The sequence below is a fragment of the Microbulbifer sediminum genome, from assembly GCF_021729035.1.
In the GTDB taxonomy this organism is placed as follows: domain Bacteria; phylum Pseudomonadota; class Gammaproteobacteria; order Pseudomonadales; family Cellvibrionaceae; genus Microbulbifer; species Microbulbifer sediminum.
The window spans coordinates 211,742-237,534 of record NZ_JAJSAP010000001.1; the positions used below are offsets into that span (position 1 = coordinate 211,742).

At 61.4% G+C, this 25,793-nt stretch carries 22 protein-coding genes; 8 read left to right on the forward strand and 14 right to left on the reverse strand.

Features of this window, described 5'->3' with window-relative positions:
* Window positions 1–78: 78 nt before the first annotated feature.
* Entirely contained in the window at window positions 79–975 is an 897-nt protein-coding gene (locus tag LVD11_RS00880; protein ID WP_439651251.1) for a CorC family transporter, read from the forward strand.
* Window positions 976–1,006: 31 nt separating this feature from the next.
* Window positions 1,007–2,575 carry an apolipoprotein N-acyltransferase gene (lnt, locus tag LVD11_RS00885; RefSeq protein WP_237055012.1) on the forward strand — a complete coding sequence of 523 codons (1,569 nt, stop codon included), beginning with the start codon at window positions 1,007–1,009 and terminating at the stop codon, window positions 2,573–2,575.
* Here lnt and LVD11_RS00890 read toward each other — a convergent pair.
* Entirely contained in the window at window positions 2,572–3,042 is a 471-nt protein-coding gene (locus LVD11_RS00890; protein ID WP_237055015.1) for an acyloxyacyl hydrolase, read from the reverse strand. The genes lnt and LVD11_RS00890 overlap by 4 nt on opposite strands.
* Before the next feature lie 360 nt (window positions 3,043–3,402).
* Between LVD11_RS00890 and LVD11_RS00895 the strand changes: the two genes are divergently transcribed.
* A complete protein-coding gene (locus LVD11_RS00895) occupies window positions 3,403–4,317 on the forward strand; it encodes a TIGR01777 family oxidoreductase (protein WP_237055017.1) in 915 nt (304 codons plus the stop codon).
* Between the two features lie 38 nt (window positions 4,318–4,355).
* Here LVD11_RS00895 and LVD11_RS00900 read toward each other — a convergent pair whose 3' ends face one another.
* The 3 genes from LVD11_RS00900 to LVD11_RS00910 all read right to left on the reverse strand — a co-directional run bounded on the left by LVD11_RS00900 (window position 4,356) and on the right by LVD11_RS00910 (window position 6,136).
* Window positions 4,356–4,724: a hypothetical protein gene (locus LVD11_RS00900; RefSeq protein WP_237055019.1), complete on the reverse strand. Its 369-nt coding sequence runs from the start codon at window positions 4,722–4,724 to the stop codon at window positions 4,356–4,358.
* Between the two features lie 183 nt (window positions 4,725–4,907).
* A complete protein-coding gene (locus tag LVD11_RS00905; RefSeq protein WP_237055021.1) occupies window positions 4,908–5,687 on the reverse strand; it encodes a YdcF family protein in 780 nt (259 codons plus the stop codon).
* Window positions 5,687–6,136: a zinc ribbon-containing protein gene (locus tag LVD11_RS00910; RefSeq protein ID WP_237055022.1), complete on the reverse strand. Its 450-nt coding sequence runs from the start codon at window positions 6,134–6,136 to the stop codon at window positions 5,687–5,689. Before LVD11_RS00910 ends, LVD11_RS00905 begins: the two co-directional genes overlap by 1 nt.
* A gap of 98 nt (window positions 6,137–6,234) precedes the next feature.
* On the opposite strand from LVD11_RS00910, the gene leuS reads away from it, so the two are divergent.
* The 5 genes from leuS (at window position 6,235) to LVD11_RS00935 (ending at window position 12,819) form a co-directional block, all read left to right on the forward strand.
* Window positions 6,235–8,832 carry a leucine--tRNA ligase gene (leuS, locus tag LVD11_RS00915; protein WP_237055024.1) on the forward strand — a complete coding sequence of 866 codons (2,598 nt, stop codon included), beginning with the start codon at window positions 6,235–6,237 and terminating at the stop codon, window positions 8,830–8,832.
* Between the two features lie 84 nt (window positions 8,833–8,916).
* Window positions 8,917–9,393 (forward strand): hypothetical protein, encoded by a 477-nt coding sequence (locus LVD11_RS00920; RefSeq protein WP_237055026.1) that lies wholly within the window; start codon window positions 8,917–8,919, stop codon window positions 9,391–9,393.
* Complete coding sequence (locus LVD11_RS00925; RefSeq protein ID WP_237055028.1) at window positions 9,390–9,917, forward strand: LPS-assembly lipoprotein LptE; 528 nt, start codon at window positions 9,390–9,392, stop codon at window positions 9,915–9,917. Before LVD11_RS00920 ends, LVD11_RS00925 begins: the two co-directional genes overlap by 4 nt.
* Window positions 9,918–9,933: 16 nt before the next feature.
* Entirely contained in the window at window positions 9,934–10,935 is a 1,002-nt protein-coding gene (gene holA / locus LVD11_RS00930) for a DNA polymerase III subunit delta (RefSeq protein WP_237055030.1), read from the forward strand.
* A 213-nt stretch (window positions 10,936–11,148) separates the two neighbouring features.
* On the forward strand, window positions 11,149–12,819 hold the full coding sequence (locus LVD11_RS00935; protein ID WP_237055032.1) for an acyl-CoA dehydrogenase family protein: 1,671 nt from the start codon (window positions 11,149–11,151) through the stop codon (window positions 12,817–12,819).
* 6 nt (window positions 12,820–12,825) lie between these two features.
* Here LVD11_RS00935 and LVD11_RS00940 read toward each other — a convergent pair whose 3' ends face one another.
* From LVD11_RS00940 to LVD11_RS00985, 10 genes are all read right to left on the reverse strand, one after another.
* The gene (locus tag LVD11_RS00940; protein ID WP_237055034.1) at window positions 12,826–13,569 is read right to left on the reverse strand and encodes an SDR family oxidoreductase; all 744 of its coding nucleotides are present in this window, start codon (window positions 13,567–13,569) and stop codon (window positions 12,826–12,828) included.
* A 62-nt stretch (window positions 13,570–13,631) separates the two neighbouring features.
* Window positions 13,632–15,614, reverse strand: coding sequence for an aminotransferase class I/II-fold pyridoxal phosphate-dependent enzyme (locus tag LVD11_RS00945; RefSeq protein ID WP_237055035.1), 1,983 nt, complete (start codon window positions 15,612–15,614; stop codon window positions 13,632–13,634).
* A 172-nt stretch (window positions 15,615–15,786) separates the two neighbouring features.
* Window positions 15,787–16,191: an NUDIX hydrolase gene (locus LVD11_RS00950; protein WP_237055037.1), complete on the reverse strand. Its 405-nt coding sequence runs from the start codon at window positions 16,189–16,191 to the stop codon at window positions 15,787–15,789.
* A 100-nt stretch (window positions 16,192–16,291) separates the two neighbouring features.
* Entirely contained in the window at window positions 16,292–17,479 is a 1,188-nt protein-coding gene (locus tag LVD11_RS00955) for a phospholipase A (RefSeq protein ID WP_237055039.1), read from the reverse strand.
* Between the two features lie 206 nt (window positions 17,480–17,685).
* Entirely contained in the window at window positions 17,686–18,597 is a 912-nt protein-coding gene (locus LVD11_RS00960) for a phospholipase A (protein WP_237055041.1), read from the reverse strand.
* 170 nt (window positions 18,598–18,767) lie between these two features.
* Entirely contained in the window at window positions 18,768–19,490 is a 723-nt protein-coding gene (locus LVD11_RS00965; RefSeq protein ID WP_237055043.1) for a hypothetical protein, read from the reverse strand.
* 242 nt (window positions 19,491–19,732) lie between these two features.
* Window positions 19,733–21,043, reverse strand: a complete 1,311-nt coding sequence (locus tag LVD11_RS00970; protein WP_237055045.1) for a lysine N(6)-hydroxylase/L-ornithine N(5)-oxygenase family protein — start codon at window positions 21,041–21,043, stop codon at window positions 19,733–19,735.
* A 9-nt stretch (window positions 21,044–21,052) separates the two neighbouring features.
* Window positions 21,053–22,879, reverse strand: coding sequence for an IucA/IucC family protein (locus LVD11_RS00975; protein ID WP_237055047.1), 1,827 nt, complete (start codon window positions 22,877–22,879; stop codon window positions 21,053–21,055).
* Window positions 22,872–23,915 (reverse strand): GNAT family N-acetyltransferase, encoded by a 1,044-nt coding sequence (locus LVD11_RS00980; protein ID WP_237055049.1) that lies wholly within the window; start codon window positions 23,913–23,915, stop codon window positions 22,872–22,874. The genes LVD11_RS00975 and LVD11_RS00980 overlap by 8 nt, the downstream gene beginning before the upstream one ends.
* Window positions 23,916–23,934: 19 nt before the next feature.
* Window positions 23,935–25,782, reverse strand: coding sequence for an IucA/IucC family protein (locus LVD11_RS00985; protein ID WP_237055051.1), 1,848 nt, complete (start codon window positions 25,780–25,782; stop codon window positions 23,935–23,937).
* Window positions 25,783–25,793: the final 11 nt, after the last annotated feature.

Below are 25,793 nucleotides of genomic sequence, written 5' to 3' on the forward strand. Positions count from 1 at the left end.
CATACCGCCCCGCAACTGTTGCGGTGACGGTCCTGATGTACGACTAATGTACAGGGTATAGAGAGAGAAAGACGGAGCATGGCCACATCCATGACCACTGACGAACCCCCAAGTAGTCAATCCTCCAGCAAGCCCCGATCGGGGGAGAAAAACTGGCTGGAAAAACTGTTTGGCGCCTTTTCCGCCGAACCCAAGTCCCGCGACGAGCTGCTGGACATCATCAAGGATGCCGCGGAAAACAAGCTGGTGGACGCCGAAGCGCTCTCCATTATCGAGGGCGCCCTGGACGTATCGAGCCAGCAGGTGCGCGAGGTCATGATTCCACGCTCACAGATGGTGGTCGTGAGCCTGCAGGATTCCCCGGAGGAATTCCTGCCCAAAATCATTGAATCCGGGCATTCCCGCTTTCCCGTGATCGGCGAGAGTGTGGACGATATCCGGGGCATCCTGCTGGCCAAGGACCTGTTGCCACTGGTCCTGAAAGGCCTTCAGGACTTCAGCCTCGAGGAAATCATCCGTCCCGCCAACATCATTCCCGAGAGCAAGCGCCTGAATATCCTGCTGCGGGAATTCCGCGAGAACCGCTACCATATGGCCGTGGTGATCGACGAGTACGGCGGTGTCTCCGGTGTGGTCACCATCGAGGATATCCTCGAGGAAATCGTCGGCGAGATCGAGGACGAGACCGACGAGGAAGAGGAAGACAGCTTTATCCGCAAGGTGGGCGACAACGACTTCATCGTGAAGGCGCTTACCCCGATCGAGGATTTCAACGAGTACTTCGATAGCGAACTCAGCGATGAGGAATTCGATACCGTCGGCGGCCTGGTGATGCAGTCCTTCGGCCACCTGCCGGGACGCGATGAGATCACCCAGCTGGGAGAGTTCCGTTTCCGGGTACTCTATGCTGACAACCGCCAGGTGCACTTGCTGCGAGTCAGCCGCAAGCAGGCGCCGGACACCGACGCGGAATAATCCCGCGCGGCCAGTAGTGAACCGAAAACCCATGCGCAAACTCATTTACCCCCTGGCCAGTGCCGCTGCGGGCGCGCTCATGACGTTGTCATTCGCGCCCTTCAATTTCTGGGCCTGTGGCCTGCTGTCGCTGGCTGCATTTGCCGGCCTGGTGCTACACCGGGCAGGGGGCAGACAGCTGCAGGGGCGCAGTAGCGCCTGGCTGGCATTTTGTTTCGGACTGGGACTTTTCGCTAGTGGTGGGTCGTGGGTCTACGTGTCCATTACCCAGTTTGGCGGCTCTTCCATGCCGCTGGGCGTACTCCTGACCGGTGGCTTTGTCGCCATCCTGTCCGCCATGTTGGCGGCTCCCTTCTGGTTCCTGGGCCGCTTTACCGATCGCACGCCCGCGTTTGCGCTGGCCTTCCCGGCCCTGTGGTTTCTCGGGGAATGGCTGCGTAGCTGGCTGTTTACCGGGTTTCCCTGGCTGTATGCCGGCTATGCACATACCAACACATGGCTGGCCGGCTGGGCACCGGTACTCAGCGTCTTCGGAATCGGCCTGCTGCTGGCACTGGGCGCCGCTGTCATTGCCCTGCTGGTGGCCGGTCGCCCGCTGCCGCTCACCCGCCGCGCTTGCGTCGGGCTGCTTTCAGCCGCCCTGCTTCCCTGGCCGGTGGGTGCCCTTTTAGGCCAGGTTGACTGGACGCACACTGCCGGAGAACCTGTAACAGTGGGCCTGGTGCAGGCCAATATTCCGCAGGAAAAGAAATGGCTACCGGAGTTTCGCGCCGAGACCATCAATCGCTACCAGGCTGGCACCCAGGCTCTCGCAGACAGCGGTGCCGAAGTGATCGTGTGGCCAGAGGCCGCGCTGCCGCTTCTTTACGGCCAGGCCCCCAACCTGATGTCGACTCTGCAGCGCAATGCCGAGGAAACGGGCGTCGACCTGATCAGCGGTGTACTCTACGATCGCGTCGACAACGGGCTGCGTGTAGTGCACAACTCCGCTGCCGTATTCGGGCACAATCCCCACGTGTATCACAAGCGTCACCTGGTGCCCTTCGGGGAGTATGTGCCACTGGAGGAGTGGATCCGCGGCACCATCGAGTTCTTCGACCTGCCCACCTCCTTCATCCGGCCGGGACCGGAAGAACAACCCCCCCTGGCAGCCGGCGACCTCACCTGGGCACCGCTGATCTGCTACGAGATTGTCTACCCGTCGCTGGTGGCAGAATCAGCGCTCGCTTCCCAGGTACTTCTGACCATCAGTAACGACGCCTGGTTTGGGGATTCCATCGGGCCCCTGCAGCATATGCAGATGGCACAGATGCGTGCCCTGGAGACCGGTCGCTACCTGGTGAGGGGTACCAATACCGGGGTGACAGCCATCGTCAACCCACAGGGAGAGATCACAGACAAGCTGCCACAGTTCAAGCGTGCCAATATGATTGGCCAGGTCACCGCGATGGAGGGAGCCACACCATTCATGGTGCTCGGCATAATCGGTGTAATGGCTCTGGCCGCGGTGATGCTTACCGGCGCAGTGATGCTGCAGCGCCAGCGGTTGCCCTTGTCCAGCGCCGTTCTGGGCGAGCAACCCGTGGACCAGCTGGACTAAAAGGGCACACGGAACTCCAGGAGGTTGATTCCCGTGTTCAGGGGGGTGAGGCTGGCACTGGAATAATGCATCAACTCGAGAGCAAACCCGTCGAAGTCGGCGCCCACCCCGGTCCTGAAGTTGAAGTGTCCCACGAGGGGAGAACCGTCGACATAGGCGACCCCCACGCGGCCGTAAAGGCTTGCACGGCAAAACTGCCAGCCCGGACGGAAGAGCCGCGAGACAGAGGCAGCATAAGCGAGTCGTTCCTGGGGGCCGTCATCGGTGTCCCCGTATCCAAAGATAAAGGCTCCAGCCTCCCAACGACGGTAACGGAAAGACATTGCCGCCGAGGTCATTTCGCCGGTCATGAAGGCCTTACCCACACTGACGCCAAACCCGTCCGGCAGCGGTTCCGTCGCAAAAGCGGCGGGGGTAACCAGCGAAAAGAGCGCGGCAAAAGCCGCGGCGATCATCTTGCCCTGCATCCTTGCAAAACCTTCTTCAGCTGCGTTGAGCCACTCCGCTGGCCCTAAGGAGAACTATAGCAAGCCACTGTTGCCCCGAGCCGCTGCTCCCGCCGGGAACACGTATTGTCCGTGTGCCTGCCGTTGCCTGGCCTGCCGGCCGCACCCCGATGCAGTAATCTGCCCTGCCGGCATTCCATTCGGCGTGGAAAATCACTGTGGGCCTGGCACAATTGACCTAGACTCGGCATATTTTCCACAAACCGCCAGGCAGGCCGGCTGCTACTATGTATTCGCTGCCCTGCCCGCCGGCGGGCAGTCGCGGGCGACGAACCCAGGCAATTCATTCACTTACTGGATTTCGGCAAGGATGCCCTCCAAATGCACTGTTTAATCACTGGCGGTACGGGGTTGATCGGCCGCCTCTTCTGCCAGCACTGGTTGGCACGGGGAAATACGCTGACCGTGCTGAGCCGGCACCCGGAGCGCGTCCACACACTCTGCGGCGAATCAGCACGGGGCTGTCGCGAGCTTCAGGAAGTGGCGAGTCCGGTGGATGTGATCGTCAATCTGGCCGGAGAGCCAATCACCCACCGCTGGACCAGCAAGCGCAAGGAGGAGATCCGCCGCTCACGCATTGAGACCACGGAAAAGCTGGTGCAGTGGACGCTGGCCCAGCCGCAGCGCCCAAGATATGTGCTGTCCGGGTCGGCGGTAGGCTATTACGGAGACCGCGGGGGTGATCTGCTGCGGGAGACCAGCTCCCCGGGAGGCGGCTTCGCGGCCCAGCTGTGCCGCGACTGGGAAGCCGCCACCCTGCCCCTGCAGCAGGCAGGAATCTGCGTGGGGACAATGCGCACCGCCATTGTCCTGTCGATCCGCGGCGGCGCGCTCGCCCAGATGTTGCCCGCATTCCGCCTCGGGCTCGGTGGCCCCATGAGCTCCGGCGAGCACTGGATGAGCTGGATTCATGAAGAGGATATCGTCGGCCTGATGCTACACGCGATCGATCATCACCTCTGCCTTCCCTTCAATGCCTGCGCACCCGAGGCGGTTACCAACAACAGTTTCTCACGCCTGCTGGCCAAACAGCTGCACCGGCCATGCCTGTTGCGCACGCCCGCCTGGGCACTGAAACTGATGTTCGGGCAGATGGCCGAGGAATTGTTGCTCGCCAGCCAGAAAATGGAACCGCGGGTAGCGCTGGATAGCGGTTACAGCTTCCGCTTCCCAACTCTGGAACAGGCCCTGTCAGACCTGCTGCAAAACGGACACGCCAGCAAGGCACGGGCCTGAGACAAGAGAAACCGGACGCTCCCGTCCTGGCCGGGGCCTCAGGCTGCCTCCGTGCATACCTCGAGCGCTGCCTCGAGATAGCGGCGGCTTGATTCAGCTACCACTTCCTCGGCATGGCATTCCATGGGCGCCGAGCCCACCCACTGGGCGTGCCAGCGGACCAGCTGTCGCTCATCGCCGCTCTCGCGCAGTTCGATGAAGTCTGTCTCCGCCGGGTCCAGCCGGAATTCGCGCACAATCTGTCCGGCGAAGGTCTCGAAGTTCTTACTGATCAGGCCACTGGTGGTGGCAGCCAGGAAAATCAGCTGGCGTCCCTCGCGTTCGACGCGCCTGATAGACAGGCATACGGGACGGTTCAGCCGGTTATGCAGCTGAAGCGGTGAGAAGGATGAGGGAATGTCCATCATCGCGGGAGTACCTCGGTTATTCTTAGTGTTATTGCCACTGCCCACTCTGGCCGCAACACCAAACAATCCTGCCTGGAGTGTCCTGGCGACCACTGTGAGGCGGACATCTTAGTGGGGCCCACTCTTGCGGACAAGGTTGATTTGTGACCGCTTTTTTGGAGTCCGCCTTCTGCGTTTGGTTCCTCAGCAGGAACGCCCCGGCGGCAGGGGCGTCCAGTAATACCACAGCGAGCCGAGCAGCTCCCGCCAGTACACCTGCGTGCGGAGCAGGGCCGCCGCGCTCGGTAACCAGTAGAGCAGCCCCTCCTGGGCCCGCGGCAACAGCTCGCCGGCGCTACCCACCGACTCCGGCTGTACCTGCAGGCCAGCCCGGGCGAAGGCCTTTGCCGCCCGGGGCATATGCCACCAGTGGGTGACCAGTACTACGCTCTCCACCCCCGAATCGTGCAGGATCCGGGCACTGTTGACAGCATTCTCCGCCGTTGTCCGGCTGCAATTCTCGCGCCAGGTTACCGGCCGCTGCAGCACATTCTGTATGAACCCGGCCATCAGGTCGGCCTCGGATGCCTGCTCGGACGCGTATACCCGCCCACCGGACACCAGCAAAGGCAGCTCCGTGGGAGCGTGCCGGGCGGCCCAGGCGACCCGCTCCAGGCTCGTCGCCGAGAGGCGCTCGCTGTCAGCTTCCGCATCCCGGTAGCGCCCGGCCCCCAGAACCACAACGGCCTGGGGCACACTCTGGTTCCCGGGCCGCTCTCCGACCAACTGCGTACCCAGCCAGCCGGAGAATGCCGGAGTCGCGCAGACCCACAATGTGGCGAAGGAGAGCATAGCCAGGGGCAGTGACAGTTTGGCGACAGGGGAAGAATCCGGGAAGCACCAGAATACGAATGCCAACACCATGCCCAACAATGGTGCAAGCGGCGGCAGGACCAGCGCCGTCAGGATAGTATGCAACTCCATTATTCCTGCAGGCCACCCTTGATCTGGCGGAAGCAGCCATAGCCACAGCGATGGCAGGGCGTAATCTGGCTGCCGCGGGGCGGCAGGGCACGGTAACCGCACCCCAGGCACTGCAGCTCCTCGTCCGGCCCGACAATCTCGCCGGCAAGCGCCCAGGGCTCGCCACTGCGAATACAGCGCATCAGGTTGGGCCAGGCTGTCTCCGTGGGATCGGCGGCATCCAGCAGCCAGTCGCCGGTTCGCTCCTCAAGGGTCTGCAGCTCACCGCCCAGGCCCCGCAAGTACTCCACAGCCCGATGCAGGTCATCTTTTAGCCAGGCGCGCAGGAAAGCGGCCTTGTTGGCGGTCAGGTCCTCTACCGCCAGCTCATCCTCGATCATATTTTCCAGATCACGGCGCAGTTCATCCGTCAGATCATCTTCCTGCGGTAACTTCGGTTCCTTCGTCATGGTATCCCCCATATAATTCGGCGTTTGCCAGCCTATCCGGCTGGTGGCTATTTGACCAAGACATGAATCACAAGTCACAAGAGTATAGGTTCCCGCCGATGGAAGAGCAGTACAACCCCGCCGCAGTCGAAGCCGCCGCCCAGCAGCACTGGGAAGCGCAGAAAAGCTTTGAGGTGACGGAAGACACGAGCAAGGAGAAATTCTACTGCCTGTCGATGTTCCCCTACCCCAGCGGCAAGCTGCATATGGGCCACGTGCGCAATTACACCATTACCGATGTGATCTCGCGCTTCCAGCGCATGCAGGGTAAAAACGTGCTGCACCCCATGGGCTGGGATGCTTTCGGCCTGCCGGCGGAGAACGCCGCGATTCAGAACAAGACCGCCCCGGCCAAGTGGACCTACGCCAATATCGAATACATGAAGGGCCAGCTGAAAGCGCTGGGTTTTGGCTTCGACTGGTCCCGCGAGCTGGCCACCTGCCAGCCATCCTATTACCGCTGGGAGCAGTGGTTCTTCACCCGCCTGTATGAGAAGGGCCTGGTATACAAGAAGAATTCCGCGGTGAACTGGTGCCCCCACGACGCCACCGTATTGGCCAACGAGCAGGTGGAGGATGGCTGTTGCTGGCGCTGCGGCACCACGGTCGAGCGTCGCGAGCTGGCGCAATGGTTTATCAAAATTACCGATTACGCCCAGCAACTCCTGGATGACCTGGACAAACTGCCCCACTGGCCGGAGCAGGTTCGCACCATGCAGCGCAACTGGATCGGCAAGAGCAAGGGGGTAGAGCTCAGCTTCGCCCTGCCCCGGACCATCGCCAATGTGGATCACTTCGACGTCTATACCACGCGTCCGGACACCCTGATGGGCGTCACCTATGTATCCCTGGCCGCCGAGCACCCGATTTCCCTGGCACTGGCAGAGGACAACCCCGAACTGCAGGCCTTTATCGGGGAGTGCAAGAAGCAATCCCTGTCCGAGGCCGATATGGCCACCATGGAAAAGCGCGGCATGGACACCGGCCTCGTGGCAATCCATCCCATCACCGGGGACGAGATACCAGTGTGGGTAGCCAACTATGTACTGATGGATTACGGCTCTGGCGCGGTGATGGCGGTGCCCGCCCATGACCAGCGTGACTGGGAGTTTGCCCGCAAGTACCACCTGCCCATCAGGCAGGTGGTGGCACCCGCAGAGGAGGGCAGCGTTGACCTGGAGAGTGAGGCTTTCGTCGACAAGGGTGTGCTGGTCAACTCCGGCGGTTTTGACGGCCTCGACTTCGAGGCCGCCTTCAATGCCATCGCCGATGCACTCAAAGCCGCCGGCAAAGGCCGCGTCACCACCAACTTCCGTCTGCGGGACTGGGGAGTGTCGCGCCAGCGCTACTGGGGTGCGCCGATTCCCATGTTCAACCTGCCCGATGGCGGCGAAATCCCGGTGCCCTCGGAAAAGCTGCCGATCCTGCTGCCGGAGGATGTGGAGCTGGACGGCGTTCAGTCGCCAATCAAGGCGGACCCGGAGTGGCGCAAGGACGAACTCAATGGCAACCCGGTGGAGCGGGAAACCGACACCTTCGACACCTTCATGGAGTCCAGTTGGTACTACGCCCGCTACACCTGCCCCGACTTTGAGCAAGGCATGCTGGATCCGGAACGCGCCAACTACTGGCTGCCCGTGGACCAGTATGTGGGCGGCATCGAGCACGCCATACTGCATCTCCTGTACGCGCGCTTCTTCCACAAGCTGATGCGCGACGAGGGCCTGGTCAGCAGTGACGAGCCCTTCAAGCAGCTGCTGTGCCAGGGCATGGTGTTGGCCGAGTCTTTCTACAAGGAAGAGAATGGCCACAAGACCTGGATCAACCCGGCCGACGTCGACGTCGAGCGGGATGACAAAGGCAAGCCGGTCAAGGCCGTGGAGCGCGCCAGCGGTGATGAGGTCATCGCCGGCGGCGTGGTGAAGATGTCCAAGTCCAAGAACAACGGTATCGACCCGCATGCGGCTGTGGAACAGTATGGTGCCGACACGGTACGCCTGTTTACCATGTTCGCGGCCCCGCCCGAGCAGACACTGGAGTGGCACGATGCAGGCGTAGAGGGTGCCAGCCGCTTTCTGCGCAAACTCTGGAAGACGGTGCACGGCCACATGGCCGCCGGCGGCAGCAAGGCACCTATCGATACCGGCAGCCTCAGTGATGCGCAACAGCAGCTGCGTCGCAAGACTCACGAGACAATCCAGAAAGTCAGCGATGACTACGGCCGCCGCCAGACTTTCAATACCGCCGTTGCTGCAGTGATGGAGCTGCTCAACGAGGTGGGCAAGCTGGCCCAGCGCGACAGCGAACAGGGCCTGGCAGTGGAGCGCGAGGCGCTGGAGGCCGCAGTACTGCTGCTGGCGCCGGTCACCCCGCACATCTGCCACCAACTGTGGCAGGCCCTGGGTAACGAGTCTGCCCTGGTGGATGCCCCCTGGCCCGGCGTGGACGAGCAGGCGCTGGTACGGTCCAGCGTAACGCTGGTTGTGCAGGTAAATGGCAAGGTACGGGCCAAGCTCGAAGTCCCCGCAGATGTGGACAAGGAAACCCTGGAGAAGCTGGCGCTGTCCAATGACAACGTACAGAAGTTCATCGGCGATGCCGTGGTGCGCAAGGTGATTGTCGTCCCGGGCAAACTGGTCAACGTCGTTGCCAAATAGGCAGCCTGCGGATAAACGCGCGGCGGTCCGGCAACCCCGGCACCGCCGCCATTCGCAGACTTGCATACCCGAGGGGACACGACAATGAACAGATTCCTGGTTACCCTGGCCTCAGCCTTCGTGGCAGCCGGCGCTCACGCAGGACGCCTTGACCAGCAGCTGGTAGGCAAATGGCTGAGCCAGTGCAAAGCGGCATCGGGCAAGTACGTGCGGATCGCCAGTGAATTCAACGACGCAGGCGAATACAGGGCGCGCTCAAGGTTTTACCTTGACCCCCAGTGCACTGATGCCATGAATATGGATATGGTCTCTACCGGGCGCTACCGCCTGGGGGAGCCGTTGGCGCTGGACGATGGCAGAGCCGCACGGGAAATTGATATCGATGTTGTCGAGATGCGCAGCGGACAGATGCAGCTCCCGGGGGCCGGCCGGCAGATTCACCAGATTATCGCGATCATCGACGGTCGCCTGGTCTTCGGCGACGCGCCGGGGGTACAGGCCGTTACCGGCGGCGAGCGACCACGCAAACTCAACCTGCAATTTTATTCCCATAAACAATGATAAGAACTTTTTTACGCTCGCTCAGTGTTTTCCTGATGGCCATCACCGTCACCGCCTGTGGCTGGCACCTGCGTGGCGCACCGAAGAACTTCCCGCCCGGCAGCCAGTTGTATATCACCGCGGAGGACACCCAGAGTGATATCGCCAAGCGGCTGACTCGCCTGCTACAGTCCGGTGGCCTGCCGATGGCGGAGTCGCCGGAGCTGGCTGACTATACCCTCATCATCCATGAAGAAATCGAACGCAAACGCACGGTGTCCGTGGATGCCAAGGGCCGCGCCTCGGAATATGAACTGATTACCAGCGCGATTTACAGCGTCAGAGACAGCAATGGGCGGGTACTGCTCAACAATGCCGCGGCAGATGTCTACCGCACTCTCGAGTGGGATGACAACGAAGTGGTAAGTAAGGGCGAGGAAGAACGCCTGTTGCGTGACGAGATGCGTCGAGAGTTAATCGGCCGCATTATCGACCGGCTGCGCCGCATCGATGTGGATGCCAGCCCCGAAGACCGCTCTTACTGAGGGGCAAAAGGCCGCAATGCGCATCAATCCCAGACAGTTACCGCAAAACCTGAAACAGGGCCTGGCCCCTGTTTACCTTGTATCCGGCGACGAGCCTCTGCTGGTGCAGGAGTGCTGTGACAGTATTCGTGCCGCAGCACGCCAGCAGGGATTCGGTGAGCGCGAGCTGCTCCATGCCGAGGCCAATTTCGACTGGGGCCAGCTACTGGCCTCGGCCGGTAGCATGTCCCTGTTCGCGGAAAAAAAAGTGATCGAGGTACGGCTGCCAAACGGCAAGCCCGGCGACAAGGGCAGCAAGGCCCTGCAGGAATTTGCCCGCGTCGCCGGCGAGGACCTCCTGTTACTCCTGGTACTACCGCGGCTGGACCGTTCGCAGCTCAACAGCAAGTGGGTCAAGGCGCTGGACCAGCGCGGTGTACTGCTGCAGGTCTGGCCGGTGGACACGCAGGAAATGCCGCGCTGGATACACCAGCGGCTGCGGGCGGCGGGACTGGATGCGGAGCCGGAAGCCATCCAGATTCTCGCCGAGCGCGTCGAGGGTAACCTCCTGGCGGCGCGACAGGAAATCGACAAGCTCAAGCTCCTCAGCGACGACAACCTGATCACTGCCGATACCATGCGCCACGCCGTCGCAAGCTCTGCACGCTACGATGTCTTCGGCCTGATCGACCGGGCCCTGGCCGGGGATGCAGAAAATGCGGTGCGCACGCTCCAGGGTCTGCGTGCCGAGGGTGTCGAGCCGCCGGTGGTGCTCTGGGCCATCGCGCGGGAAATCCGCAGCCTGCTGGATATCGGGGAGAAACTCGACCAGGGCCAGCCTATTAACCGCCTGGTGCGTATCCAGAAACGCCAGCCGCTGGTACAGTCCGCACTGTCCCGCCTGCACCGGCGCCAGCTGGAAGGCCTGCTGTTACGGGCCCGGGCGGTGGACAGTGCCATCAAGGGCAGCCGCGACCAGGATCCCTGGGCCGGCCTGCTGGAACTGACCATCAACCTGTCCGGACGGCGCAGCCTCTGATTTCTGCGGTTTGTGCTGTCGGGTTCCCCTTCGCTTGCTCTTTTCCTCTTGCCTTCCCTGCCTGCTCGCTGCCGGCATATAAAAGATCACCGGCTTTGGCAGGATTTACGGTTTGCTTTGACCCCGGCCGGGGCTACATTGGCTAGATTATAGGTTGCCCCCTGCCGGGTCCGGGGCGACACAGAATAAAACCAACTACCACCGAGGTGTTTCATGCGCGAAGTGGATCCCAGCGCCGACTCAGCCAGTACCCACGAAGTCACCAACCAGACGCCACCGCTGGCAGGACACAATCTGTTTGCCGGCGACGCTGCCCTGCGTGATGCCGTCAACCACAACGGCGGTCACTGGGCGGAGGATGACTTGCAGCGCTATGGCGAGGTCTGCGGGCGACCGGAGATGATTGAGCGGGGGTTTCTCGCCAACGAGAACAAGCCCAGGTTCGATAGCCATGATCGCACCGGCAACCGCGTCGACCTGGTGCGCTATCACCCGGCCTACCACCAGCTGATGCAACTGGCCCTGAGCGAGGGCCTGCACAGTGCGCCCTGGACAGATCCCAAGCCCGGGGCACACGTCGCACGCGCCGCCAAGTATTATCTGCACAGCCAGCTGGAATCGGGTCACGGCTGCCCCATCACCATGACATTTGCCTCAGTGCCGTCACTGAAGCTCAATCCCCACCTGGCGGCCGAGTGGCTTCCCAAGGTTACCGCCCGCGGTTATGACTACAGCAACCGTCCTTACACCGAAAAGGCCGCACTCACCATCGGTATGGGCATGACGGAAAAGCAGGGAGGCTCGGACGTTCGAGCCAATACCAGCCGCGCTGTGCGGCTCACCGGTGACGGCAGCCTGAACGCCTATGAACTGGTGGGGCACAAGTGGTTTATGTCCGCCCCCATGTGCGACGCCTTCCTTATGCTGGCGCAGGCACCGGGCGGGCTGTCCTGTTTCCTGGTGCCGCGCTGGCGCCCGGACGGCAGCAAGAACCCACTGCAGGTACAACGCCTCAAAGACAAATCCGGCAATGTCTCCAACGCCTCTTCCGAGGTGGAAATGCGCGGCGCGCTGGGGTGGCTGATCGGCGAGGAGGGGCGCGGAGTCAACGCCATTATCGAAATGGTTTCCGCCACCCGTTTCGATTGCATGATCGGCTCGTCCGCCGGCCAGCGCCAGGCGGTTGTGCAGGCAATTCACCACGCCGCACACCGCAACGCATTCGGCAAGACCCTGCTGGACCAGCCACTGATGCAGAATGTCCTGGCGGACCTGCAACTGGAAGTCGAGGGCTCGATCGCCATTACCATGCGTATGGCCCAAGCACTCGATCACCAGGACGACGAGCAGCAGCAACTGCTGATGCGCCTCGGCACGGCGGTGGGGAAATACTGGGTCTGCAAGCGCACACCGCACCACGCCTACGAGGCCATGGAGTGTCTTGGCGGCAATGGCGTAGTGGAAAACTTTGTCACCGCACGCCTGTATCGCGATGCCCCCATCAACGCTATCTGGGAGGGCTCGGGCAATATCCAGGCACTGGACGTGCTCCGTGCGATCGGCAAGACACCGGCAGTATTGCTGGCCTGGTATGACGAACTGGAACGAAGCTCCGGCGCCGACGGCCACCTGGACCGCGCCGTGACCAACCTGAAAAACGAGCTGGCCAACCTGGACCAGCTGGAGTACCGGGCACGCCACCTGGTGGACAGGCTGGCCCTGACCATGCAGGCCCACCTGCTGGTGCAGGGCGGCGACAGCGCTGTGGCAGAGGCTTTTATTGCGTCCCGCCTGGATAGCGACGGCGCCCACAGCACCGGCACCCTCCCCATCGGGCTGGACACGAACAGGATTATCGAGCGCGGCAACCCCCTGCTTTCCTGACCGGCACTACCAGGGCAGAACCCCTCCATCCCAGAACAGCAGCCTGCCGCTTTTATCCCGGCTGAGCTGCTGAAGTACATCGACTATACGCCCGGCACTGGTTGCCGGGCTGAACAGCTTGTCCTCTCTGATATTTTCCTGGAACGGCCCTGACAGAGCGGTATCCGTGGTGCCCGGGTGTACCGCAACCACGCAGCACTCATTCACCTTGCGCCCCCACTCGATTGACAGGTTCCGCACCAGCATATTGAGGGCGGCCTTACTCATGCGGTAACTGTACCAGCCCCCCAGCCCGTTATCCTCGATGCTGCCAACCTTGGCGGACAGTGACGCCCACAGGAATGGTCGGTGTTTTTTCAGTAGTGGCGCCACAGCCTGGGCCAGGTGCAGGTGGGTAAGTACGTTGATGCGCATAGAATGCAGCAGCCAGTCATCCTGGCACTGAGCGAGGGATTTTTCCGGCCCATGGCTGTCGTCGTGAAGGATACCGCAGCAGTGCACCACCCAGGACGGTGCCGGCCCCTGCCGCTGGAGAAATGTTCGCACAGCCTCCACCGAATCCGCTTCCGAGAGCTCCACCGTGCAGTGCCGGTGCGCGATATCGGTTTCCAGCTCCTGTTCACGACTGGTGGTCAGCAGCTGCGCGCCAGGCCAGCGGGCCGCAACTTCCTCCAGTAATGCGTGCGCGATACCGCCACTGGCGCCGGCCACGAGGATGGATTCCGGCTCGGCGTGGGGCCTGTCTGCCACATGACCTCCTGATTCTCTCGCAATTGTTGCCAGTTGCCCTGGAGTGTACCCGGAATACGTGACTATTCAGCCGGAGGTTCACTCTCACCCGATTCGGGCTCCAGGGGCGGTCGCTCACGCACCACCCGCAACAGGGGTTCGTCAGAACGGAAAATCAGCCCGTGGATTTCGGTTGCAGTCTGGGCCTGCAGCAACAGCTGCAGGAACTGGACGATTTCGGCGGATATTTCCTGCCCCGGCACCAGCACCGGAATTCCGGGCGGGTAAGGCACTATTTCGTCAGCACTGGTACGTCCGACAAGGCGTCGCTCGGCCTGGATACCGTTATCCATCAGCGGCAACTCCTCGGCGTCGGAGAAATAGGCATCCGCGGGCAGGCAGGTCAGTCGGGTGAATTCCGGCAGGCGCCGGGGGCTGCCGATGTGTGGACGGCGGCGCTGGTGCTGCGCCAGCTGCTTGAAAGCATGAATCAGTCGCAGCAGCTTGCTCTCGGTGCTGCCCAGCGTCACCAGCACGCTCACCGTGTTGTAGGTGGTTTTCTCCACCTGGATACCGTACTGGTCGAAAAGCCGGATCTGCATTTCCTTGCCCGAATAGCCACTGGCGGAAATATCGATAGTCACCTTGGTCGGGTCCAGCCGGATGTTGTCACCTGCCAACGGCGCGGGAATCAGGTCATCGAGGTCCAGGGCGCGGAAGACACCGGTTTCATCCAGGGCCCGGCGCAGCTTGTCCACCATCAGCATGCAGCGTCGCAGGCAGCTGTAGCCTTCCATTGCCATCTGCTTGCGGGCCACATCGAGGCTGGCAATCATCGCATACTGGGGGCTGGTGGAGGCATGCATGTTAAGGTTTTCCCGGAACCGGAACTCGTCGAAATCCGGGTCTTGCACATGGATCATGCTGGCCTGGGAAAAGGCCGACAGCATTTTGTGGGTGCTCTGGGTGACATAGTCAGCGCCACACTCAAGTGCGGTGGGACGCAGCTCCGGGTGAAAGTAGCCGTGGGCAAACCAGGCTTCATCCACCAGTACTTTCACTCCCTGGCGATGGGCATGTTCGATGATGGGCTGCAGGTCGTAGCGAAGTCCATCGTAGGTACAGGAGGTCACTACCAGCAGCCGGGCATCGCCATGCTCCTCCAGTGCCCATTCCAGGTCCGCGCGACGCACCGGTCCGTAAATACCGTACTGTGGGTGCAGGGTGGACTTCAGGTACACCGGTTCACAGCGGTTCATCACGATGGCGTGATGCACAGACTTGTGACAGGCCTGGTCGACGATAATCTTGCCCCCACCGCCCAGGACCTGCTGGATCACTACCTTGTTGGCCGTTGAAGTGCCGTTGGTCAGGAAGAACGTGTGTTCGGCGCCGAATGTCTTGGCGGCCAGGTCCTGTGCCTCCTGGATGACCGAGTGGGGCTCCAGCAGGCTGTCCAGCACCTGTACCGACACCGACAGGTCCGTATTGAAGATATGCTCCCCCATAAAGCGGTAAAAATCACTGACCCAGGGACTGTTACGCAGGCTGTCACCGCCGGAGTGGCCCGGCGTATGCCACGCATCACGGGCACTGAAGACATAGGCCTTGAGGGTATCGGCAAAGGGAGTGGAGGCACGGCGGGCGATAAAGGCCTGCACCAGCCGGAACATCTGGTTGAAGTTGCCCTCACGCCGGTCGAATAACTCGTCAAAGCGCTGGCGGGCAGAAACTGACAGGGAGCAATCCTGTGCGACCAGGAAGATGTCCAGCTGCGCCCGGAACCCGTGCAGCCGGTCCACCAGCTGCTCTGCCGAAGCCAGGCCGGCAGGTTCTATCCCGGCATCGACAATCAGGGCCTGCAGGTGGGTCTCTTCGCGCATCATCCGGTCGACCCCGGGCAGCGGCACTGACTCGAAGCGCAGCCCGAAGGGGTTCTCATGCTGGGCGGCGGTTATATTCAGTGCCTCAACCCAGTCCCCCGCCAGCTGCGAGTCCGGGCTGATCAGCACGACCCTGCACTCCAGTGGCTGGCGGCGTTCAGTCAGATTGCCCAGGTCAGGCATACTCGCGGTCCAATAGGGTAACTCACCCCATCAGCATAGCCCCTGAAGCGCTGCCCGGATGTCGCTCACGGACTTAACTTACTGATTTTTCAGGGCTTCAGTACGAGCGAAGGGGTATGCAAAGGAACCAGGTGAAAGTCGCGTCAGCCCCGGGGGGCCAGCAATTGGGGGGTCAGAACTTGTCGCTGCGCACCCGACCATCGAAGGCCAGGCACTCCTGTACGCGCTGCCGCTGCACCGGTGAAAGCTGATCCACGGCAAAATAGGCCAGCTCGGAATGTTCGTCAGAAAGGGCTATGGCGCCGTGATCCGCAAAGTGAGCGCGGAAGATAAAGACATGGGAGCGATATACCCGGTGGTAATACACGCCGCTCAGGTAGTCGATCCGGACCTCCCGCCCAAGTTCCTCCCGGCATTCCCGCAACAGCGCTTCATGGATCGTTTCGCCCGGATCCAATGCCCCACCGGGCAGGCCCCAGTTGCGATCGGCGTAGGTTGCCCTGAGCTGCAGTACCTCACCCAGTTCATTGGTAATGACGGCGTGGGCACTGAGACGATAGGTGTCTTCAAATCCCATGCTCGCTCCTCTTGCTTGTACCCTGCCGGTGGGCCCGGGTATCCGGGCCCCCCCAGTATCCGTCAAAAGCCTCCCTGTTGCCACGCCCCGGGGCTGCCCGTTACTGCGTGCCCCGGGCCAGCTCAAACCCTATGCCGAGCGTATTCACCGATTCGTCGTAATCGATCAGGCTTTCCCCATAACCAGTAAAATACTTGACGAATCCCCGTACCCGGCTGCCCAGCGGAAAACCCCAGCGCAACTCAAAAGCACCCCGGTTATCCGAACGCAGGTTGTTGCGCAACATCACGGACACACTGTGGCCGCCACTCCCGCTATAGGTCCCCGCCAGTTCAAAGTGGCCCAGGTAGGCCTCGATATCCGGGTTGTCATCGTCATCCCGATCCTCCGGAATACGATACCAGGGCTTGAAACTGACGATGACATTGTCCCGCTCGAAGAATAAGTTCGCGTAAACCCGGTTCCAGCTGCGCGACAGGGGATCAGTGCGGCCATTGGACTGGTGGTTGAGCGCCAGCTGGTTGGCCACGTTCTGGAAACCGAACAGGGACCAGTCGTTGAGCCAGGTCACGATCAGCTCGGGCTCGTGATTGGTCTCACGAAAGGGAGAGGAAACATCTGAATTATACGCCTGCCAGAAACTCTTGTTGGTATAGGCCAGGCTCATGAAAGAGGCCTTGCCCAGGAAGCCTCGCCAGACAGGAACCTGGACCGAGAGCTGGAACTGCACTTCAATTTCATCCAGGTCGATAGCCACGCCTTCGACCGGGAATTCCTCCAGCCCCGCCTCATTCGGCGCAGGGTTATAGACGACCGGCAGCAGATAGTTGACCTTGTGGGAGGCCAGGGTAAAAGGGTTATTGGCAGCATCGCGAATCGCCTGGGCCGCCTTACTGGACTCTGGCGCCACAGTGGTTTCTGTCTCTCCCGGCGGGGGTTCAGCTACGGTGCCAAACACAGGCTGCGGCTCCCGCTCCTCCGGAGCTTCCCGCGCCCGGGTGGCACAGAAACGGCGCATTTCCTCCAGCGTAATACTCGCGGGTGCCACCAGCAGCTGCTCCCGCAGACACGCCTGTTCACGCTCCTCAATGGTCAGCTCTTCGGAAAACACACTGTCGGCACCGGCGTTTTCCGTATTGGCACCCATAGTCTCAGCGCCGCCGGCCGCCCTGTTATCATCCGGTAGTCGCCCCGGTTCCATGACTCCCTCCTGCTGCGCTGTCGCGGGTACCGCGCCCAGTAGCAAAAGAATCGTCGCCAGACCCAGCGAAAATCGACTCTCCGACAAGTTCCCCTCCCGTAATCAAAGCCGGCAACCGCCGCTAAACTGCTGTCGGCATGATACACGTGTTCGCCGCCGGGAAAACAATAACCGCCGCAAGCTGGCTCGTTTGGTGTATTGCGTTGCACACGGGGTAACAGCCTACTCCCGGTGGCCCGGCCCCCTTTCGCCAAGGCCCAGACATGACATCGAAATCCTTTTAATTATCGAGCCTAGAGCCCCCGCGCCAGCTCAATTCCGACCCCCAGGGACTCCTGCATCCGGCTGTAATCCACCAGGGTCTCACCGTAACCGTTGAAGTAGCGGACAAAACCGTTCAAACGGCCGCCAATTGGGAAACTCCAGCGCAGCTCTACAGAACCTCGATTCTCGGAGCGGAGGTTATTGCGCACGACAAATGACGCACTGTGGCTGCCCGCACGGTAGCCACCGTGCAGCTGGAAATGCCCGAGGTAGAACTCGATATCGGGATTGCCATAACCGGGTTCTGGCAGGCGGTACCAGGGCTGGAAGTTGAGAAAGAAGTCGCCGCGTTCGAACATGAAGTTTGCATACACCCGGTTCCAGCCCCGGGAGAACTCATCGCCACGACCATTGGACTGGTGGCTGGCGCCCACCTGACTGGCCACACAGCGAACTCCGAGAAGTTTCCAGTCGCTGAGCCAGGTCACGATCACCTCAGGCTCATGGCTCACCTCCCGGAAGGGTCCCGAGCTGCTATAAGCCTGCCAGAAGCTGCGATTGGTATAAGCCAGGCTGACAAAGGAGGACTCCCCGAGGAATCCGCCCCATACCGGCACCTGCACGGACAACTGGAATTGCACTTCCAGGTCCCGGTATGCCTGCCCGCGCGGACCGGCTTGCTCGCTGAGAGCCTCGTTGTAAGAGGCCGGCAGGACGTAATTCACCTTATGCGAGGCGAGAGAAAACCGGTTGCGTGCGGCCTCCCGAACCGCCTCTACCCTGTCGCTCGCATGGGGGCGTATGGGTCCCTCGGTAGCGACAGGCAATTCCCGCTGGCCCGGCCCCGGGCGAGGCGGTGTGACGTCTTCGGCACACTGCCCCTGCTCCCCGGAATCCATCCCCCCGGGGCTGGCGACGGAGGGAATACAGTCCTCACGCACAGCGCGGGACTCCTGCCCGGAAGCAAATGGCACTGCGAGACAAAACAGAATTATGAGGCAGGCTGCCCGCGAATCCCTGGGGGCATACGACACGGCTTTTACTCCCTGTTAAAGCCCGGACACCCTCCGAATAATAGACCTGGTACGTTCGAACCGCTTGGAAGTGACGATCACACCAGCGCGCCGAACGCACCGGACCACTCCAGGTCCCGTAGCCTGACCTGCCACAAGCGGCCCGTGCTGGAAGGCCAGTCATATCCGACCAGGAGTCCCCGCTTGTCGACGTAACAATGCGCGTCGCGCTCCGCTTCGTCGCCCTGGTAGATATAGCCGACAACATCAGGGCCCAGCTCATGGGTACCCTGGTTGGCGCCGACACTGGACATAAGCCGCGCTGTCCTGTGACTGACGCGGGGCGCGAGCAGCTTACCCCGCTGCGAGGGATCAACGATATCGGGGGAAACCACTTCCAGTCCCCGCTCGGACTGCTGCAGTTTCAGCAGTAGCGGGCCCATGAAGATTCGCATAAGGGGAAACAGCAGCCGTGCGCAGCCACTGAGCCGCGCCTCCTGCGGGCCATTGGGACCGGTCCATTGCGCTTCGATATCGTCACCGAGCACCGGGTCGCCACCACTCTTCCCCAGCAAACGGTAGTGGGCGGTGACCTCGTCCACCTCGTCGTGCCAGCTCAGCTGGCACTCGGTCACCAGGCCCCGGTCCAGCACTGCACCAACCTCCAGCCCGAAGCGCTCGGATCCCACCAGGCGCTGGCTAATCAGAACCTGGCGCCCTTCCTCATCCTCACCCAGCTGCCAGTAATCCCGCACCGGCATCTCACGGCCGTCGCAGCTGTAGTAATAGCGTCCCTGCGCCAGGTTTGATTTCAATCGCATTGTTAACCTCCTCCATGCCCTGTGATCACAACCCTGTGAATACACCGGACTCATGCAAAAAAAAGTATTGCACATGGGGAGAGAAAAGCGCCGCGATTGGCGCGACAGGGGACCCAGAGTAGTATTTGCGCCAGCTTGGTGCAGCCCGCTCATCATGCGTATTGCGATTACAAAGCTGGCGATCGACAGGATCCGGATTCGGCAATAGAACCACGGACGCAGCTGGCCGGGATAAACTTTTTCTAGGCCACGGCAGAAACCATCTCCTCCCGCGTCGACCACTGCAGGATTCCCCCTGCCTGCCCGGTATCGTAAATCCGCCGATTCATCAGGTCATTGATGACCCGCGCAGCGCGCCACGCGGCGAGACTGAGTTGTGGCTCGGCGATCCCATGTGTGTAACGGCCGCTGCCGAGCACATAGACCTGGCGCTCGCCAGCATCCTGCAGGTCCGCGGCAAAATCAGCACTCAGGACCAGACGTCCCCGCCCGTCCATCGCGAAACGGTCTCGCAGGGTCGACAGACAATCCGGCAACATTTCCCTCAAGCCGGTGCAGAGGATAATCAGGTCCGCACGGCAGCTCTCCAATTCTCCGGCGTGGGAATTGAACATGCCCAGCTCGTAACTACCTGTGCGGGAGATATCGCGCAACTCACGCCCCGGCAGTAACACAATTCGGTCACCCTCCCCGTCCAGGTGCACCAGCTGGTAAAAACGCTGGTAAAGTGCCTTCAGGGTCGTGGTAGAGATCCCGTCAGATGCCAGCTTCTGTGCCTCGACAAGGCCCTCCCGTCGCAGCGCCGGCAGGCGGTGGAAAACATGCACGTAATCGGGGGTGAACCAGGCGTTGGTGAAGGGCGATTCATCGAGGGGGAGAAAGTTCTGGCGCCGGGAAACCCACTGGACCTGCTGCGGCTTGCCCCAGTGGCCATCGAGCAGGTTGAGCACCAGCTCCGCTCCGGTCTGGCCTCCACCCACAACAGCCACCCGTCGGCCCTCGACTTTCGGTTGACGCAAGCCTGTCTCCAGCGCGTGGAAACAATGGTCCGAGAGCAGGGGGCGGGCGCAATCAGGCACATAGGCCTCCTTGCCCGCCGCAATACAGAGGTTGCGCGTGGGCACTGTCTTTCGCGCCCCGGAAACCTCGAGCTCCAGCTCAAAGAAATCTCCCCGGTCGCGCACTTCCTGTACGTCGGAGCCCATTTGCAGCCGGTTCGAGTCGACCAGTTGTCCGGCAACCCATCCCAGGTAATCGGCAAACTCCCGCCGGCCTACAGCCTTCTGGTCAGCATTGAGGAAATCATAGAATCGCCGCCTTGCGACCAGGTAGGCGAGAAAACTGTGAGGATTGGTAGGATCCACTGGTGTCACAAGGTCTTTCAGGAACGATGTCTGCAGTTCCGCTCCGGGCAGCATCAAACCCGGATGCCAGGAGTGACTGGGCTTGCGGTCGAAAAAGCAGTAAGCGAGGGGTTGCCGGTGCAACAGTGCCGCCACAGCCAGGTTAAAGGGACCGGCGCCGATGCCGGCCAGGTCGAGAGGGGTGTCCATAGTAGTGCCTTATTGAAGTCCGTGATCAACGTTTTCTTGTTCCACCAGCCACAGAGGATTCTGCAGGGGTGTGCCGAGTACAGGCACGGGTCTCTCATGGGTATCATCGTATCCCTGCTGCAGGCGAACACGATTGATACACACACGCTCCATGTCGGGCCGGAACAAATCGAAATGGGAAAATCGCTCCCGCATCCCGGGCCACTGTCGCCGCGCCTCTTCCTGGTAATTCCGTAATACTCCCGCCAGAAGGCGATAGAAGTCTCGTTCTGGTAGTGCAATCTCCTGCTCCAGTTGCGCCGACAGGTAGCGCAGCACGGTGACAAAATGGCCGGTATACAGGTCGTGAAGCAGGTGTGTTGCCGGTAACCGGGCAAGTGCACGGCCAGCGCTGTCCGGCAGTGAGTCACGCTCGGGGAAGTTCCCCTCTGCCAGGCGCAGGTCGCCCTGGAAGTCTTTCAGCAGCACGCGCTTTACCACTGCATCGTTCACTATCAAGGTCAGGTTCTGCGCGTGCGCTACAAGGCCAACGCCGTAACGACAAAGCAGGTGGTAAAGCGGTATGACGACCTTTTCAAACAACTGCTGCAGCCACTGCCTTGCCTCCAGGCCGGAGGAATCGATGAGAGCCGCAACAACGGATCTGCCGTCTTCATCACATTGCAGCAGTGATGCCATCAGCAGGCTCCGCTCTCCGGCCGCGCACTTTGCCCTGGCGCTCTCGCGCCAGGTCACGCCCAGCAGCTCACGGTAGCGATAAGGTGTACCCATGACCTGTTCATGATGTGGATGAGGCAGATGGATGCCGGCGACCTCCCGCATCACCCCGGTCCCCCGGCTTGCCATTTGCGGATCGTGCTCGCACAGGCCCTGCACCCACTCTGAAAGGGCCGGCCCACATTCCATGTACCGGCCGGGGATACCGCGGTAGCAGGATGTATTGAGCACTGTCAGCGGCAGTTTGAGATGTAATGCCGACGGCCGCTGCAGGTTCGACAGGGTGCGCAGGGACACTTGCGGGAGATATTCATCGCCGAACTCACCCAGCAACCGTATATCGCCCCGGGCAATCATTGCGGCGTACTGGTGGCGGACATACCGGTGCCATTGCCAGGGATGAACCGGCAATGGCAGGTATTCCCCCCAGCTGATGCCGAGGGAAAGACAGGTCGCGGTCAGGCGTTCTGACTCCCCATCATCAAGGCTCTGCGCCAGCAGTTCCTGCCAGTTCCAGTCGCCACTGCGGCTGTGGACTGCCAGCCGGGCCTTTACCGCCAGCCACACCGGCCGCACGGCGGCACCGGACTCGGTGCCGTAACGGGCATATTCCCAGGCTCCCCAGCCGATACGGCCTTTATTGACAATCGCCTTCGGGTGTCCATCCAGCAGGCACTGGAGTTGCTCATCCGGAAGCTGCGCCAGGGTATCTGCATCGAGGCCTCGCCGCGCCGCCAGGAGGGCCATATCCGCGGCCAGGGTGTTGGCGGTTTCATGCAGCAGGTTTCCGAGAGTGGCCGGCCGCAGCTCCAGGTCCTCGCCCGCGTCAATGAAAAACTGGGCCGCGTCGACAGCTCTCCGGCGCCCCCCAACGGTCACCCGTTCGACACTGTTGTAGTCGATATCCAGCCATCCCCAGATCGACACGCGTGCAGAAAATTCATAGCGCACTCCCGAGGAGAGCACGACACAATATCGACCCCGTCTCTGTCGCTTCGCCAGCAGTGCCTGTTCATAGCAGAGCTCTCCCAGGGACTTGGCAGTGAGGGCGCTATTTGCGCGATCCCAGTCATTCTCTACCAGCCGTGCCGGCACAAGTTTCGTGTCAGCTTCAGTCACAGTGGTCACCTCCAGCCATGCCCTGGAAGAACGCATCGCGCTCCCCCATAACCAGCGCAGCGCGTTTGTGTGGGAAGTCAAACTCCTTTACTTTGCGCCACCCCGGCATTCTTTCGACATACTTGAGGATGCCCCGGTTATCGGCGCGCGGCTCCCCCACCAGGCGCGTGGTGCGGGTATCGTCCAGGAACATAAAATGAAAGATGCAATCGAGCCATGCATAGGCATAGTGGCGACCGAGGAATGCGGGGTCGCCGACAAGAAGATGTAGTCCCCGGTCAAATGGTTGGGCATCATAGTATTCGCCCAGCCGGTCCTCCATTGCCCAGTAGAGTTCGAAGTAGGCAAACGGACGGTCGTCAAACGATGCGATCAGGGGATCCTTGTGCGGCGCAGCCAGCACTTTGTCGATATATCGCCGCTGCTTCTCCGCATTGCCCTCCTCTTCCCAGAATTCCGCCACCCTGGGCTGGTTCATCCAGTCGACAAAACGCCGGGTATCAAGGGCCGGATCGATCCTGCGCAGACTGAAATCCATTCCCAGTTCATGGCAGTGCCGCCGGAAGACCTCTCCCGCCGGAATCGCCGGGCGCAAGGGTTGAGGGGGACTCCCAACCTCCCCCGCAGCCCATTCCAGGGGCAGCCTGCCCCCATTCGATCCCCGGTACCAGCAGCGGGCATCCTGGAAAAACCGGGCGCGGGTAATCGACCGGACCGCCTTGCCCAGGGACGAAACCAGGTTGCCATCAAGGACAATACTCTCGAGGCTCCGGTAGTGCGCGAACAACCAGTCGATCCAGGAGTCAATCCGGCCGGCTTCCGTGCCCACTCCCACATTCCCGGAATCACTGAAAAATGCCCGCCGTTGGTCCATATCCAGTGTGATTTTGAGTTGCCGGCCCGCGCCCAGTTCGCAGGAAATTTCACTGCCTCGGCGATACCAGCTGCGCCCGTCAGGTGAAATTCCGGACTCCTCCCAATCCCGGGAATCGGTAGTTGTAACGGTTGTTTTGGCCACCGCCCAATGGCTGTTCATGCTGAATTCCTTATCTCGTTTATTGGCTGGTTGATGTGCCCGTGCTTCCCGCGGTTGATGCAGGCTCCAGCAACGGGTTATCCATTTGGTGATAGATCGCGAGTGGATTGTCCGTGGTGGTCTCATTCATACCGCGCATGGCGCAGCGGAAATTGCCCTTGGCCCAGAGCTGGCCCGCAGTAAGCAGATAATCCAGGCATGTGGGGTCCCGGCGCGGGCCGCGGGCAAGTTCCTGCAGCCGACCGCGCAGCTGCTCCAGTAATGCAGCCTCCTGCAACAGCCCCGCAGCGCCCAGGGCGCCGATCAGCCCAAAACAGCTGTTGACCACCAGGTAATAAACAAACAGGCGATTGGCCATAGTCTCATCGAGCAAATTCTCACTGTCGGTGGCCAGGCCCGGCAGGTAGGGATGCAGGAGTGCTTTCCCAAGTGGGCTGTAGGCTGTGCCCTGGCAGTCCCGGAAAAATCCCGCCCGGGGCAAATCATCGGCAAAAGCAATAATAAGGTTCTGTTGGTGGGCGCCGTACAGGAGGCCGTAATCGGCCTGGGCAATCATCAGCGGCTCGATCACCACATCGAGGAAGCGCCCGAACCACTCGCGCGTTGCCTCCGCCCGGGATAATCCCAGGGCCAGCGCCCGTCGCTGGATCATTTGCGCCGCCCGGCAGTGCCCCTGCCCCGGATGGTCCTGGGTCAGGGTGGCGAGGACACAAGCGTTACGGGCGCCGGCCCCGAGAAAGGGGTTTTCCCGGAACAGCACCAGGCTTTCGCTGATGGGTTCTCCCTGGACGTCACGCAGCAGGAGGTAGGCAGGTTCCGCCAGTACGGTAAATGCCGGGTAACGCGCAGCAAACTCTCGTCCCACCGGCGTGCTGCGTACCCGGGGAACTTCCAGTCCCCGTGCCATTTCCTTCGGCAACAGGGTGCGCAGGGAATTAGTAAGGCGCAGGCTCAGGGAAAATTTCAACATAAAGGGGCTGTGCTCGCCGTACACCGCCCGCAACGAAGAGGTGGCGCGCCACGGCCTGCCCCCATGGCCCAGCACCACAAGTCCACCGCTATCGAGCAATGCACCGACACGGGCGTCGCGACGCAGGTTATGCCACTGCCAGGGATGCGCCGGAAACGGAATATATCCATCGGGAAGCGATTGACCATTGCCCTCCTCCCGCCAGAGACGGTAAGCAAGCTTTTCCGCTGGCTCACTGGTACCGCTCTTTCCACCAAGGAGCCCGGGGTCCACTGCCAGCCACTGCAACGGGAAATCACCGCCAAACTCGGGGGCGTAAAGCCCGGCCTCCTCGTCGGTCATGGGCTCACGACTTTTCGGGGTTGGGTGCATTGCATGCCCACTAAGCAATGCCTGCTCGGCATCGGCAAAATCCAGGGGCGCCAGGAATATTCGTGCCAGGTCCCCTTGCCGGGCATCCAGTGCCAGCGCCATGTTGCGAACGCTCGCTGAAGTGCGCTCAACAAATTCCTGCCGGGAATCAGGTGCCGCCTCTGGGAAGAACTTTTTTTCCCGTGCCACCAGCACCGCTACTTCGGCGAGGGAAAGTGCTTCGCATCGCTTGCAACCGCGCTCCAGCAGCAATGGCAATTCAAACTGGTGTCGCCCCGCCAGGCTGCGATAACGAACTCCAATCCACAGCCGGGCATTACTTTCCTTCAGGTCGATAGCCACTGCGGGGACACTGACCGGATCGGGGACTTCGATATCCTCACCGCTGTACCAGCGTCCCGCGCCGCTTTCCCGCAACAGGGCATTGAAGAAGCTGTTGGCGGACAACCTTTCAGCTTCCGGGCTTCCGGTTCCTGCCACTCCCTCTTCCCGCTGTTGCCGTGAACCCCGCATCACCTCAGGCATATGATAACTCC